The sequence below is a fragment of the Halomonas dongshanensis genome (genome assembly GCF_024790395.1).
GTDB lineage: Bacteria > Pseudomonadota > Gammaproteobacteria > Pseudomonadales > Halomonadaceae > Vreelandella > Vreelandella dongshanensis.
The window spans coordinates 614,640-628,504 of the sequence record NZ_JAJISC010000002.1; the positions used below are offsets into that span (position 1 = coordinate 614,640).

Genomic DNA, 13,865 nt, shown 5'->3' on the forward strand with positions numbered 1-13,865 from the left:
AATTGTGTACACTCAATCTTCCCTAGACCCTCGGCCAGCGTATGAGTTGCGGGGCCGAAGCAGCATTGTAGCAGGTCACCTGCTCGATGAGACTCAATCATTATCCTAATGAGGAATTTCATGTCCCAGGCTTTCAATGCGGAACGCACCCAGCGGCTGTGTGATTTTCTCTCGAACTCGCCAAGCCCCTGGCACGCCACTCAATCGATGGCCACGCGCCTGGAGCAGGGCGGTTTCGAACGTCTGGAAGAGAAGGCCGACTGGCAGCTGTCGCCCGGTAAGCGCTACTACGTGACCCGCAACGACTCCTCGATCATCGCCTTTCAGCTGCCAGTACAAGGGCTCTCTAGCCTGCGTATGATCGGGGCGCATACCGATAGCCCGGGGCTGCGTTTGAAGCCCGAGGCCACGCAGCGTTCGGCGGGTTGGCTGCAGCTTGGGGTGCAGGTGTATGGCGGCGTATTGCTCGCGCCTTGGTTTGATCGCGACCTGGGGCTTGCCGGGCGCGTGCACGTCCGCCACGCCGATGGTCGGCTCACGAGCGTGCTGCTCAACGTGGCGCGACCCATCGCCACCATTCCAAGCCTAGCGATTCACCTGGATCGTGACGTCAACGCCGGGCGCGCGATCAACCCTCAAACGCAGATGGCCCCCGTGCTGATGCAAAGCGACGGCGTCGATCTCGATGCGCTCTTGGGTGGCTGGCTCGAAGAGGAGCATGGTCTTGAGGATGTCGAGGTGGTGGATTTCGAGCTCGGTTTCTACGACGTGCAGCCGTCGGCCGTGGTGGGCATTCAGAGTGAGCTGATCGCCAGCGCCCGGCTCGACAACCTGCTGTCGTGCTTTATTGGTTTAGAGGCGCTACTTGCGTGCGACGGTGAGCAGGGGGCGCTGCTGGTCGCCAACGATCACGAAGAGGTGGGTAGCGCCAGCGCCTGTGGCGCCCAAGGCCCGTTTTTGGCCGACGTACTCAAACGGCTCAATGCCCAGGTAGGCAAGGGCAGCGACGAATCGCTGATCCAGCTGATTCAGTCGTCGCTGATGATCTCCTGCGACAACGCTCACGCCTTGCACCCGAACTTTCGCGACAAGCACGACGAGCGCCACGGCCCCTTGATCAATGGCGGCCCTGTGATCAAGGTCAACGCGAGCCAGCGCTACGCCACCAACAGCGTGACCGGCGCGCTGTTTCGCGATGTCTGCAAAGAGGCGAATGTGCCGGTGCAAGCATTCGTCACCCGCGCCGACATGGGCTGTGGCAGCACCATTGGGCCCATCACCGCCACTCAGGTGGGCGTGCCGACCATCGACGTTGGCGTGCCGCAGTGGGCAATGCACTCTATTCGCGAAACCGCAGGCACCCACGACATCAACCACCTGACCCGCGCCTTGACGCTTTTCCTGAACCGCCCAACGTTGGCATAACCCGTGTTTGAATAAAAAACCACGACACGAAAAAGCCCCGCTGACGATGTCAGCGGGGCTTTCGGTATTCATTGGTGGCTACGCCCTGATTTGAACAGGGGACCCCATCATTATGAGTGATGTGCTCTAACCAGCTGAGCTACGTAGCCGTTCAACGGGGGCGAATATTATCAGATTCCTGCGCGGCGTCAAGCCTTTGGCCTCTTGATAATGGGCGGGAATTGCCGAATTAGTGCCGCGAATATGGGCGAATACACCAAGCCCCGCCGAGGCGGGGCTTCGTTGGATCGTTTAGCTCAAACATTGAACCTGAAATGCACCACGTCACCGTCCTTGACGATGTACTCTTTGCCTTCCAGGCGCCATTTGCCTGCGTCTTTGGCGCCTTGCTCGCCGCCCAGGCTAACAAAATCGTCGTAGGCGATGACTTCGGCGCGGATGAAGCCTTTCTGGAAGTCGGTGTGGATGACGCCGGCGGCTTCGGGGGCGGTTGCGCCCTGTTTCACGGTCCAGGCGCGGACTTCCTTCACCCCGGCGGTGAAGTAGGTCTGGAGGCCGAGCAGGGCATAGCCTGCGCGGATGACGCGGTCGAGCCCCGGCTCTTCCATGCCCATCTCATCGAGGAACATGGCGCGCTCTTCGTCTTCGAGCTCGGCGATTTCGGCTTCGAGCTGGTTGCACACCGGCACCACTACGGCGCCTTCCGCCGCGGCGATCTCCTCGACGATGGTGAGGTAGGGGTTATTCTCGAAGCCATCTTCGTTGACGTTAGCGATGTACATGGTGGGCTTCAGCGTCAGAAAGCCGAAACTTTTGATTTGGCGCTTCTCGTCGTCATCGAGGGCGAAGCTACGTAGCGGCAGGCCTTCGGCCAGATGAGGCTGGATCTTGTCGAGCACCGCTTTGGTGGCGATGGCGTCTTTATCGCCGCCTTTGACCACGCGCACGAGACGCTGGCTTGCCTTTTCGACGGTATCCAAATCAGCCAGGGCGAGTTCGAGGTTGATGGTCTCGATATCGGCGCGCGGATCGACCTGGTTGGCTACGTGAATGACGTTGTCGTTATCGAAGCAGCGCACGACGTGGGCGATGGCCTGGGTCTCCCGAATGTTGGCGAGAAACTTGTTGCCCAAGCCTTCGCCCTTGGAGGCGCCCGCGACGAGGCCTGCGATATCGACGAACTCCATCGTGGTCGGCAGCACCTTCTCGGGCTTGACCAACTCGGCCAGCTTGTCCAAGCGCGGGTCGGGCATCGGCACGATGCCAACGTTGGGCTCGATGGTGCAGAAGGGGAAGTTTTCTGCATCGATGCCCGATTTGGTCAGCGCGTTGAAGAGGGTGGATTTGCCGACGTTAGGAAGGCCGACGATGCCGCAGTTAAAGCCCATGAGTGATTCCTGAAATGATCTGGCGAATGAGGTATCGGCAGGATGAGCGAGTAGGGCGCGCGCCAGCCGATAAAAGTGGCGGCCATTTTACGAGAAGGGGCGCGCGGCGACCAGCCATGCGCGCCTATGCCTGAGGTTCAGGACTCGCTGGCTTGGGGTTTGAGGCTATGCAGGCGGTTCATCGCCTTGGCCCAATCGCCTGCCAGTGCCTGGGGGAGGGTGGTTTGGCACTCGTCGAGCGCGCGGTCGATGGCCTCTTGTTCGCTCTTGCCGGGGCGGTTGAGCACGTAGCGCACGACTTGTTTGGCCTCACCTGGATGGCCGATGCCGATGCGTAAGCGGTGGAACTGCTTCTGGTTGCCCAGCGCGCTGATGATGTCGCGCAGCCCGTTATGGCCGCCGTGCCCGCCGCCTGTCTTGTAGCGTGCCTGACCGGGAGGTAAGTCCAGCTCATCGTGAGCCACTAGCAAATTCTCGGGCGCGAGCTTGTAGAACTGGGTAAGGGCGGCCACGGCGCCACCGCTGCGGTTCATGAAGGTGGTGGGGTTGAGCAGGTGAACCTCGTGCTGGCCAAGGCGCGCCTTGGCATAAAGGCCCAAGAACTTCTTTTCGGGACGAAGCTCGGTGCCCGCCTCGCGCGCCAGCGCCTCTACTAGCCAAAAGCCCGCGTTGTGACGGGTGGCGGCGTAGTCCGGTCCTGGGTTTCCAAGCCCAATGATCGCTGTTACGTGGCTCATCCCTGCCTCCCTATGTCGATGAAAATATGTCGATGAAAATATGTCGGTAGAAAATTTTCGATGGCAAAAAAAAGATCAAGCGCCGAAGCGCTTGATCTTAGCACTGCTGGACCATGCAAGCATGGCCCTGGGTGCGATTACTCGTCGCCAGCTTCGGCGTCGTCTGCTTCTGCTTCGTCGTCACCGCCGCGGACTTTCACTTTGGTGATGCTGAGAACGGCGTTGTCGTGCTCGGCGCCATGCGCCAGGTCGACGGAGCTGACGCCAGACGGCAGCTTGAGGTCGGACAGGTGCAGCGTAGTGCCGAGTTCGACGGCGCTGATGTCGACTTCGAGGTAGTCCGGCAGGTCCTTCGGCAAGCAGCTAATGGACACTTCGTTGGCCAGAACGTGCAGTTCGCCGCCTTGGTCCTTAATGCCTACGCACTTCTCTTCGCCCACTACGTGCAGCGGCACGTTGATGGTGATTTCGTGAGTCGCGTCGACGCGCAGGAAGTCAGCGTGCGTCAGCAGGGGCTTGAAGGGGTGGCGCTGCAGGTCACGAATGACCACTTGCTCTTTCTTGCCGTCGATCACCAGGGTGATAACAGAAGAGAAGAAAGACTCGTCTTCGATCGCTTTGTAGAAGGAGGTCTTTTCAACGGAGATGGCCTGCGCTTCCTTCTCGCCACCGTACACAACGGCCGGAACGAGTTGGTTCGCACGACGCAGGCGGCGGCTCGCACCTTTCCCCAGGTCGTTACGAACGCTGGCATTAAGAGTGAAATCGGACATGGTATGTGCCTCTTGGTTAAAGTAAGGAAACGCCGCTACCCGCGACCAGATAACGACGTTCCCGAAAGCCCCGCTTGCGCGAGACCGTTTCGTCGCGCGATCAGTGGAACATCGCGCTGACGGATTCTTCGTTGCTGACCCGACGAATCGCCTCGGCGATCAGACCGGCAACGCTCAATTGACGAATTTTACCGCTGCGGCGTGCATGCTCGGCCAGCGGGATGGTGTCGGTCACCACGACTTCGTCGAGTACGGAGTTGGTGATGTTATCCACCGCCGGGCCAGACAAGATCGGGTGAGTGGCATAGGCGACGACGCGCTTCGCGCCGTGGTCTTTCAATGCTTCACCCGCCTTGCACAGCGTGCCGGCGGTATCGATCATATCGTCGACCACGACACAGGTGCGGCCTTCGATCTCACCGATGATGTGCATCACCTGGGCCTGGTTAGCTTGGGGGCGACGCTTGTCGATGATGGCGAGATCGGCGTTGAGCTGCTTGGCGATGGCGCGAGCGCGAACGACGCCGCCTACGTCAGGCGAGACGACAACGAGGTCGTCGTAGTTCTGGCGCTCGATGTCGTCGAGCAGGATCGGCGAGCCGTAGACGTTATCCACCGGCACATCGAAGAAGCCCTGGATCTGGTCGGCGTGCAGGTCCATGGTCATGACCCGGTCGACGCCCGCCTTGACCATCATGTCCGCCACGACCTTGGCGGAGATGGGAACGCGCGCGGAGCGCACGCGGCGATCCTGACGTGCGTAGCCGAAGTAGGGTACGACCGCCGTGATGCGCGCTGCCGATGCACGACGCAGGGCGTCGATCATCAGGATCAGTTCCATCAGGTTGTCGTTGGTCGGTGCACAGGTGGATTGCAGGACGAAGACGTCCTTACCGCGCACGTTCTCATTGATCTCGACCGCAATTTCGCCATCGCTGAACTGACCGACGGTGGCGTTACCCATCCGGCTATCCAGGCTCTCGGCAATCTTGTGAGCGAGTTCGGGATTGGCATTCCCGGCGAAGACCATCAATTTTGACACGCGCAGCCACCTTTGCAGTGTTGGGGATCGGGGGAGAAAGCACGCCTCGACGACAGATTGGCTGGGGTACCAGGATTCGAACCTGGGAATGCCGATACCAAAAACCGGTGCCTTACCACTTGGCGATACCCCAGCAGTATCCGAGTCGATGGGCGGGCGCTTTCAGCAGCCCAGAGCAGCGTGCAGAGGAGAGGTGTTGATGCCGCGCGTCACCCAGCTTGGCCATTTCACGCGGGCCATATCGGCCACGGCGTGGGCATCGGCTTGAGTGTCGAACACCGCAAATACGCAGGCGCCCGTGCCGGTTAATTGGCTGGGTGCGTGCTGTGCCAGCCAGTCGAGGGCCTCGGCAATGGGCGGATGGCGATCTCGAACGCTAGCTTCGCAGTCGTTGCGCCATGTCGGCGCTCCCCCCTGCAGTGCGCGCGCCATACTAATGGGGCGCGTATCGCGTGTCAATTCTGGGGCTTGAAAGATCGCGGGCGTGGAGACGCTGACGCCGGGATGGACGACCACGAACCAGGGCGTATCCAGCGTGACCGGGGTCAGGCGCTCACCTACGCCCTCGGCCCAGGCGCTGCGACCGTGCACGAAGACTGGTACGTCGGCGCCAAGTGCAAGGCCAAGCTCGGCCAGAGTGGTAAGGGGAAGATCGAGCGACCACAGCGCGTTGAGGCCGACCAGTACGGTGGCGGCATTGGAGCTTCCGCCGCCGAGCCCGCCGCCCATGGGCAGCTTTTTGTCGAGGGCGATGCTGGCGCCATACCGGCACCCCGTATGGGCTTGCAGGCGCTTTGCTGCGCGTACGACCAGGTTGTCGGCGTGCGCGACGCCCGCCACAGGCGTGAGTAATTCGATGACGCCATCGTCGCGCCGCGTGAGGGTAAGGGTATCGGCGAGGTCGATGAGTTGGAACAGGGTCTGCAGCTCGTGGTAGCCGTCGGCGCGGCGGCCGACGACGTGGAGCATACGATTGAGCTTGGCCGGTGCGGCCAGCGTGAGTGAAGCGGGCATACCGAGCCTTAGTCGTTAGAGCGCCACTGGTTGACCACCAGGGTAATGCGCAGGTCGTCGTAGTTCATCACCACACGGCGCGGCAGCCACAGATCTTCGACCTCGGCCCAGTCGCGGTAGTCGATCTCCCAGCCGTCTTGGCTCAGGTGGCTGGGGAAGCCGAACTCGTCGGTTTCGAGCTGAAAGCTTGCGTGATCGCCGGGCAGGCCGCGCACCCAGTCGGGCATGGCACGTACCGGTAGGGACCAGCCAAGCTGCTCTTCCATTAATGCTTCCGGGGTTTCGGCCTCGAAGCGGCCTTCGCCCGTGGTTAGCGAGAAACGACCTTCGCGGCCTTCGAGGACGCTGCGCCCACCGCCGAAGGGGCCGCTGATCAGCATGCGGAAGTAGTAGGGGGTCTGGTTCCAGTCGAGGTTGGCGCTGGTCGACTCATCGGGCGTACGCAGGCCCGCTTTGCCCACCAGATTCCAAGTGTCGAAGGCGTCGACCTCGGCTTGCTGGCGCTCCCACTGGCCTGCCTGGCGGCCGCCGTCATCCACGGGGGCTTGGCTGGCGCAGCCTGCAAGCGCCGCGATGGCGATAAGCGCCAGCCAGCGCGTGGGGCGAAGGTCGAGGTTAAAAGGGCGAGAAAGCGTCAGCATAAGAGAACTCCATGTAAAGGTGATGACGAAAAGGTAGTGACGGTTCGGCCGTTAGTAGTGAAGCATGATGGTTGTGGTGGTACGAGGGCTCACGTAGCTAGCCCTCACGTCGATGGCTCGGATGTGAGCCCCGCGGGCATTAGCTCGGGAAAACGCAGCAGTAGCTCGTCGATCAGCGGGTGGTCGCTTGTACGCTGCATGAACTCATCGAGCAGCTGGCGCGCCTCTTCGCTGCGCCCCAGCGCGTGCAGCACTTCGGCCAAGTGCGCGGCGATCTCTTGATCGGGCATGCGCGCATAGGCGCTTTCGAGCCAGGGCAGGGCCTCTTCGGGTTGGCCCTGGCGGTAGTAGACCCAGCCCATGCTATCCAGCACCGCCGGATTGTTGGGGTCTGCCGTATAGGCGCGCTCGATCAACTCGCGCGCCTCGTCCAGGCGCTCGGGCTGATTCGCATCGGCCAGGGTGAAGCCGAGCGCGTTGAGGGCTAAGGCGTTGTTGGGCTCTTTTTGCAGGATACGGCGCAGGTCCGTCTCCATGGCATCAAGGTTGCCCGCCTCCCAGGCGCGCATGGCGCGCAGATAAAGCAGCGGCGAATCATCGGGCGTGCGCGCAAGTTCGCGATCGAGCAGGGCGTCGGCATCGGCGCTTCGCCCCTGCTCGTCGAGCAGTTGGATCTCTAGGAGTAGAAGATCGTTGAAGTAGGTTTCGCTGCGCATGCGCTCGATGCGCAAAAACGCGCGAGCGTCGAGAAAACGGTCTTCGTCGATCAGCATGCGCGCCGCAGTGGCGCGTGAGGGAAGGAATTCGTCACCCTCGCCCACCTGGCGATAGTAGAGCAGGGCCGTATCGGTATCGCCCTGCATCTGCTCGATGCTGCCTAAAAGGTAGTAGGCCAGGTTGGGAATGTCCGGCTGACCAATGAAGGCGTGAAGCAGACGATGCGCCGGTTCGGGGTGGCCCTCTTCGAGATAGAGCTGGGCCAGCGCCAGGCGCAGCTCGGCGCTGGCCCCGTAACTTTCGAGCAGGGCATCGGTTTGCGCCTCGGCGGCTTCGATATTGTTGAGGCGAATCTCGGCCTGGGCCAGCAGTAAAATGAAGCGCACGTCGTCAGGGGCGAGTTCGAGCCCCTCACGGGCGGCTTGGCGCGCACCTGCGTTGTCTCCGCTCTCCAGCGCCAGTTGGCCTTTAGCGTACCACAGCGCCGGGTTCTCCGGGTCGCTCTGCATGAGTCCCTGTAGGCGCGTTTGGGCGGCTGCAAGCTCGCCCGATGCCGCTTCCAGCAGCGCCGTCGCCAGCAGGGCATCGTCGTGGTGTTCGAGTGTTTCGGCGCCTGACGCATCGAGGTGGGTATAAAGGCGCGCTAGCAGGGGGGCGAGCGGCGCCTCTTCGCTGGCGGCGATTTCGGCAAAGGTGGCCAGATCGCCATAGCCACCGGCCTCGGTGATGGTCAGGCGCTGCTCCAGGCTTGCCATCCAGTCGCCGCGCTGCATCGACAGCGCAGCGAGCAGCTGGTTAGGCGTCTCGGCCTGCGGCGAGAGCTCGCGCCAGCGCAGCGCCGAGGCCTCGATCAGCCCTGGGTCGTTGCTAAAGCGAGCCGCGAAGGTGGCGCGCTCGGCGAGCGCCGGTGCGCTATAGCGCTGGGCAGCGGCTAGGTAGTTGTGGCTGGCAAAGCGATAATCACCGCGAAGCCCGGCAAGCTCGGCGCCGAGCAGCGTACTGAGGCCGCTGGCATCAAGCCCGCGGGCAACGGGAGGAGCGCTTTCGAGCGGATCGCTGGTGAACGCCGGAAGGCTTCCGTGTTCGAAGGAGACGGACGTTTGGCAGCCGCTCAATAGAAGCGCAGCCGCCATCGGCGCCCAGAGCGTGGGGAGCCGCATCGATGACCGCAGGGAGCCCCGTCGCAGGGCGCGTGGAGAAAACGACGAACGTAACGACGAGCGTAGGGGCATGCGTCTCTCTATCAGATGGCCGAGTTTTCAGCATAGCGGCTTGCCCGGCTGCGGCAAAGTGGCGTGAGCCAGATGATAACCTGATGTGGTAGAATCTTCCTCCTTGAAAAAGTCCTTGCAAACGCCACTTGAGAAAGTGGGCTGGGGGCACCATGCAGTGGCAGTGGCCTGCCACCGTGGCCCGCACAAGCACGCCGACCAAGCCATTGATGTGACGACGACCGATCTACTAGCGAAGACGTACACCGCATGACGCTCCTTGCCCTGGGAATCAACCACCGTACCGCCAGCGTGGCCGTACGCGAACAGGTCGCTTTTACGCCGACCCAGCTCGAAAGCGCGTTGGTCGAGCTGCGCGGCCTGCCCAACGTTCATGAAGCGGCCGTGCTCTCGACCTGTAACCGTACCGAGCTCTACTGCATCACCGAGACGGCGGGCGAGCAGACCGTACTCGAATGGTTGGGGCGTTTTCACAACCTGCGCAGCGACGAGCTGGCGCGCGCGGCCTATCACTATCTGGATAACGACGCCGCGCGCCATCTGATGCGCGTCGCGGTCGGACTCGACTCCATGGTGCTGGGCGAGCCGCAGATTCTTGGTCAGCTCAAGGATGCTTACCAGCAGGCGCGTCAGGCCAAGGGGCTTGGCGGCGAGCTCGAACGGCTGTTTCAGCACACCTTCGCCGTAGCCAAACAGGTGCGCACCGAAACCGAGATCGGCAAGAACCCGGTGTCAGTGGCCTACGCTGCGGTCAGCATGGCCAGCCGCATCTTCGATGATTTCAGTCGCTCTAAGGCGCTGCTGATCGGTGCCGGTGAAACCATCGAACTCGTCGCGCGCCACCTGTTCGAAGCGGGCGTGCGCCAACTAACGGTCGCCAATCGCACCATCGAGCGGGCAGAAAAGGTCTCTGCCGCCCTTGGCGGTACCGCGATCACGCTGCCGGACATTCCCGCGGCGTTAGAGCAGGCCGATATCGTGATCTCCTCGACCGCCTCGCCGCTACCCATTCTGGGCAAGGGTATGGTGGAGCGAGCGCTGAAAAAGCGCCGTCATCGCCCCATCTTCATGGTCGATATCGCCGTGCCTCGCGATATCGAGCCCGAAGTCGGCGACCTGGCCGATGTCTTCCTCTATACCGTCGACGATCTCGAAGAGGTGATCGCCGAGAATCGCCGCCACCGTCAGGTCGCCGCCGATCAGGCCGAATCGCTGATCGAGCATGGCGTCGGCACGTGGCAGAGCGAGCGACGCCTGCGTGGAGGCAGTGAATTGATTCGACACTATCGCCAGCACGGCGAAGCGCTGCGCGACGTGGCGCGGGAGGAGGCGCTGGAGCGCCTTGCCCGGGGAGAGGATCCGGCCAAGGTGATCGAGCGCATGGCGCACCAGCTCACCAACCGCTTGCTGCACCACCCCACTCAGGCCATTCGCAAGGCCGCCGCCGAGCAGGAGCACGCTGTGCTGGACGCCGCGCCGCGCTTGCTAATGCCGCCGCGACCCGCTTTCGAAACCGCTGCGGCTGCTCCGGCCGAGCGTCAAAAGGATAATTCGCCCGCATGAAAGATACCCTGCGCCATCGTCTCGACAACTTCGCCGACCGCTTCGAAGAGCTCGCCATGTTGCTCTCCGACCCTGACGTGATCGGTGACCAGCAGCGCTTTCGCGACTACTCCCGCGAGTACTCGGAGCTGGAGGCGCTGGTCGAGACATGGACGCGCTATCGCGGCATCGAGGAGGACATGGACGCCGCCGAGCAGCTCGCCAAGGATAGCGACGCCGATATGCGCGAGCTGGCCGAACTCGAGCTCGAAGAGGGCAAGGTGCGCCTGAGCGAGCTCGACGAAGAGCTCAAGCGCCTTTTGGTACCCAAGGACCCGGACGACGGACGCGGCGTATTTCTCGAGGTGCGCGCCGGCACTGGCGGCGACGAGGCGGCGCTGTTTGCGGGGGATCTGTTTCGCATGTATTCGCGCTACGCCGAAAAGCGCGGCTGGCGCGTCGAGGTGGTCAGCGCCAACCACGGCGAGATGGGTGGCTACAAAGAGATCATCTCGCGGGTGAAGGGCGATGGCGTCTATGCGCGGCTCAAGTTCGAGTCGGGGGCGCACCGCGTCCAGCGGGTGCCTGCCACCGAGTCTCAGGGGCGTATCCACACCTCGGCCTGTACCGTAGCGATCATGCCGGAAGTCGACGAAGTAGGCGCCATCGACATCAATCCCGCTGATTTGCGGGTCGATACCTACCGCTCCAGCGGCGCCGGTGGTCAGCACGTCAACACCACCGACTCGGCCATTCGCATCACCCACCTGCCCACCGGCGTGGTGGTGGAGTGCCAGGAGGAGCGTAGCCAGCATAAGAACCGCGCCAAGGCGATGTCGCTGCTGGCGGCGCGCCTCAAACAGAACGCCGAAGACGCTCAGCGCCAGACGCAGGCCGATACGCGCCGCTCGCTGGTGGGCTCGGGCGACCGTAGCGAGCGCATTCGTACCTACAACTTCCCTCAGGGCCGGATCACCGATCACCGCATCAACCTGACGCTCTACAAGCTCAACGAGGTCATCAGTGGCGAGCAGCTCGACGAAGTGATCGACCCGCTGGTGCACGAGTACCAGGCCGAACAGCTTGCTGCTCTGCAGGCCGGTTGAGATAAGTGATGACCTTCGATGCGCTCTTGGCTCGCGCCGCCCAGCGCCTTCAGCGGGCAGGCTCACCGACGCCGCGCCTGGATGCCGAAGTGCTGCTCGCCCACGTGATCGAACGCGAGCGTACCTGGCTATTCACCTGGGGCGACGGCGAGTGCCCCACCTGGCAGCGCGCGCGCTTCGAGGCGCTGGTGGCTAGCCGCGCCGAGGGTCGGCCCGTTGCCTACCTGACCGGCGAGCGCGAGTTTTGGGGGCTGGCGCTTGAGACCTCACCGCATACCCTGATCCCGCGCCCGGATACCGAGACGTTGGTTGCCGTTGCCCTCGAAAAAGCCCCCGGCGGCCAGGGCCGAATGCTCGATATGGGCACCGGTACCGGCGCCATCGCCCTGGCATTTGCCAGCGAGCGCCCCACGTGGCAAGTGACCGGCATGGATATCAAGCCCGAGGCCGTCGACCTCGCTACGCGAAACGCTACGCGCCTTGGCATAACCAATGCCCGCTTCCAGCAGAGCGACTGGTTCGCCGCGCTCGAAAGTGCGGCAACGCCCTTGCGCTTCGAGCTGATCGTCAGCAATCCTCCGTATATCGCCGAAAGCGACCCGCACCTGGCCGAAGGCGACGTTCGCTTCGAGCCTGCCTCGGCCTTGGTAGCCGCCGCCGATGGGATGGCCGATCTTGCGCACCTGGTGGCGAGCGCGCGTTGCCATCTCGTGCCCGGCGGTTGGCTGGCGCTGGAGCATGGCCATACCCAGGCCGCAAGCGTAAGGGCGGCGCTGACGGCAGCGGGCTATGACGCCGTCGCGACGCGGGACGATCTAGGGGGCAACGAACGTGTGACGCTGGGTCAGTACGTGGGCGCGTAACCGTGAGCGTGTTCGCGTACACCGCCTTGGCGTTTGATTGATCAGCGATGGATCCTGCCATGAAAGCCAAAAGTAGAACGCTGGACCGTATCGACATCAAAATCCTGCGCGCCCTGCAAGAGAATGCGCGCATCTCCTATGTCGACCTCGCCGCCGAGGTGGGGCTCTCGACCACGCCGTGCCTGGAGCGGGTCAAGCGCCTGGAGCGCTCGGGCGTGATTCGCGGCTACCAGGCAATTCTCGATCCGCGAGCGCTCAAGGCCAACCTCCTGGTGTTCGTCGAGATCAGCCTCGAAACCCAGTCGCCGGCGGTATTCGATGAGTTTCGGCGGGCGGTGGAGAAGCTGCCGCAAATTCAGGAGTGCCATCTGGTCTCGGGGCAGTTCGACTATATCCTCAAATGCCGGATACCGGAGATGTCGGCCTATCGCCAGCTCTTGGGCGACGTCGTGCTGACCCTGCCAGGGGTGAAAGAGTCGAAAAGCTACGTCGTGATGGAGGAGGTGAAAGAGCACTTCAGCCTTCACGTGCCCGATATCGAGGAGCTAGAGGACAAGTAGCGATGATGAACGACGAGGCCCTGCTGCGTTACAGCCGCCACATCATGCTGCCCGAGGTCGACATCACCGGCCAAGAGCGTCTATTGGCCGCGCACGCCTTGATTATCGGCGCCGGTGGGCTGGGTTCGCCCGCTGCCCTCTATCTTGCCGCTTCGGGCGTTGGGCGGATTACCCTCGTCGATGCCGATGAGGTCGAACTGTCCAATTTGCAGCGCCAGATTGCCCACCACCAGAGCGACATTGGCGTGAACAAGGCCTACTCGGCGCGTGAAAGCATGCGCTTACTCAACCCGACAGTCGACATCGTTGCCCTTAGCGAGCACGCGAAGGCGGCGCGCTTGAACGAGCTCGTTGCCAGCGCCGACGTGGTGCTGGACTGCACCGATCGTTTTTCCAGCCGCTACGCCATCAATGCCGCAAGCCAGCGTGCCGGGGTGCCACTGGTCTCCGGGGCGGCCATCCGCTTCTCCGGGCAACTCGCCGTCTTCGATCCGCGCCGCCCGGATAGTCCCTGCTACGCCTGCCTCTATCCGCCGGATGATGCCGGAGACGAAGCGCTGAGCTGCGCCGAAAGTGGCGTCGTCTCACCGCTGGTGGGTATGATCGGCTGTTTCCAGGCCATCGAGGCGTTCAAGCTTCTAAGCGGCGCTGGCACTCCCCACCAGGGGCTTAGCACCTTCGATGCGCTAAGCGGGCGCTGGCGCCACTTCCAGGTGCCGCGCGACCCTGCCTGTACGGTCTGCTCGGCGCCACGTCTGTACCTACCGCAATAAAGTACGCAGTACATAAAGCACATAAAAAAGCCCGCACGAGGCGGGCAGGGGC

General features: G+C 62.8%; 13 protein-coding genes and 2 tRNA genes. 6 read left to right on the forward strand and 9 right to left on the reverse strand.

Annotation, left to right across the window (positions count from 1 at the left end):
* Positions 1–120 precede the first annotated feature (120 nt).
* Positions 121–1,425: a M18 family aminopeptidase gene (locus tag LLY24_RS06265; RefSeq protein ID WP_259035425.1), complete on the forward strand. Its 1,305-nt coding sequence runs from the start codon at positions 121–123 to the stop codon at positions 1,423–1,425.
* Between the two features lie 72 nt (positions 1,426–1,497).
* Here the strand turns inward: LLY24_RS06265 and LLY24_RS06270 are convergent.
* The 9 genes from LLY24_RS06270 to LLY24_RS06310 form a co-directional block, all read right to left on the reverse strand.
* Positions 1,498–1,574: transfer RNA gene (locus LLY24_RS06270), tRNA-Met, on the reverse strand.
* A gap of 147 nt (positions 1,575–1,721) precedes the next feature.
* Positions 1,722–2,813, reverse strand: coding sequence for a redox-regulated ATPase YchF (gene ychF, locus LLY24_RS06275; RefSeq protein WP_259035426.1), 1,092 nt, complete (start codon positions 2,811–2,813; stop codon positions 1,722–1,724).
* A gap of 137 nt (positions 2,814–2,950) precedes the next feature.
* Positions 2,951–3,550 (reverse strand): aminoacyl-tRNA hydrolase, encoded by a 600-nt coding sequence (gene pth / locus LLY24_RS06280; protein WP_259035427.1) that lies wholly within the window; start codon positions 3,548–3,550, stop codon positions 2,951–2,953.
* A gap of 137 nt (positions 3,551–3,687) precedes the next feature.
* Positions 3,688–4,323 carry a 50S ribosomal protein L25/general stress protein Ctc gene (locus LLY24_RS06285; RefSeq protein WP_259035428.1) on the reverse strand — a complete coding sequence of 212 codons (636 nt, stop codon included), beginning with the start codon at positions 4,321–4,323 and terminating at the stop codon, positions 3,688–3,690.
* A gap of 100 nt (positions 4,324–4,423) precedes the next feature.
* Positions 4,424–5,365: a ribose-phosphate pyrophosphokinase gene (locus LLY24_RS06290; RefSeq protein ID WP_259035429.1), complete on the reverse strand. Its 942-nt coding sequence runs from the start codon at positions 5,363–5,365 to the stop codon at positions 4,424–4,426.
* Between the two features lie 58 nt (positions 5,366–5,423).
* Positions 5,424–5,498, reverse strand: a tRNA-Gln gene (locus LLY24_RS06295).
* A 29-nt stretch (positions 5,499–5,527) separates the two neighbouring features.
* A complete protein-coding gene (gene ispE, locus LLY24_RS06300) occupies positions 5,528–6,379 on the reverse strand; it encodes a 4-(cytidine 5'-diphospho)-2-C-methyl-D-erythritol kinase (protein ID WP_259035430.1) in 852 nt (283 codons plus the stop codon).
* An 8-nt stretch (positions 6,380–6,387) separates the two neighbouring features.
* The gene (lolB, locus tag LLY24_RS06305; protein ID WP_259035431.1) at positions 6,388–7,020 is read right to left on the reverse strand and encodes a lipoprotein insertase outer membrane protein LolB; all 633 of its coding nucleotides are present in this window, start codon (positions 7,018–7,020) and stop codon (positions 6,388–6,390) included.
* A gap of 104 nt (positions 7,021–7,124) precedes the next feature.
* A complete protein-coding gene (locus LLY24_RS06310; RefSeq protein WP_259035432.1) occupies positions 7,125–8,897 on the reverse strand; it encodes a tetratricopeptide repeat protein in 1,773 nt (590 codons plus the stop codon).
* A gap of 321 nt (positions 8,898–9,218) precedes the next feature.
* On the opposite strand from LLY24_RS06310, the gene hemA reads away from it, so the two are divergent.
* From hemA to LLY24_RS06335, 5 genes are read left to right on the forward strand one after another with little or no spacing between them, the layout of a single operon-like run.
* Complete coding sequence (gene hemA, locus LLY24_RS06315; protein WP_259035433.1) at positions 9,219–10,532, forward strand: glutamyl-tRNA reductase; 1,314 nt, start codon at positions 9,219–9,221, stop codon at positions 10,530–10,532.
* Positions 10,529–11,617, forward strand: a complete 1,089-nt coding sequence (prfA, locus tag LLY24_RS06320; RefSeq protein WP_259035434.1) for a peptide chain release factor 1 — start codon at positions 10,529–10,531, stop codon at positions 11,615–11,617. The genes hemA and prfA overlap by 4 nt, the downstream gene beginning before the upstream one ends.
* Positions 11,618–11,625: 8 nt before the next feature.
* On the forward strand, positions 11,626–12,480 hold the full coding sequence (gene prmC / locus LLY24_RS06325) for a peptide chain release factor N(5)-glutamine methyltransferase (protein WP_259035435.1): 855 nt from the start codon (positions 11,626–11,628) through the stop codon (positions 12,478–12,480).
* Positions 12,481–12,539: 59 nt separating this feature from the next.
* Entirely contained in the window at positions 12,540–13,040 is a 501-nt protein-coding gene (locus LLY24_RS06330) for an Lrp/AsnC ligand binding domain-containing protein (protein ID WP_259035436.1), read from the forward strand.
* A 2-nt stretch (positions 13,041–13,042) separates the two neighbouring features.
* Positions 13,043–13,813, forward strand: coding sequence for a HesA/MoeB/ThiF family protein (locus LLY24_RS06335; RefSeq protein ID WP_259035437.1), 771 nt, complete (start codon positions 13,043–13,045; stop codon positions 13,811–13,813).
* Positions 13,814–13,865: the final 52 nt, after the last annotated feature.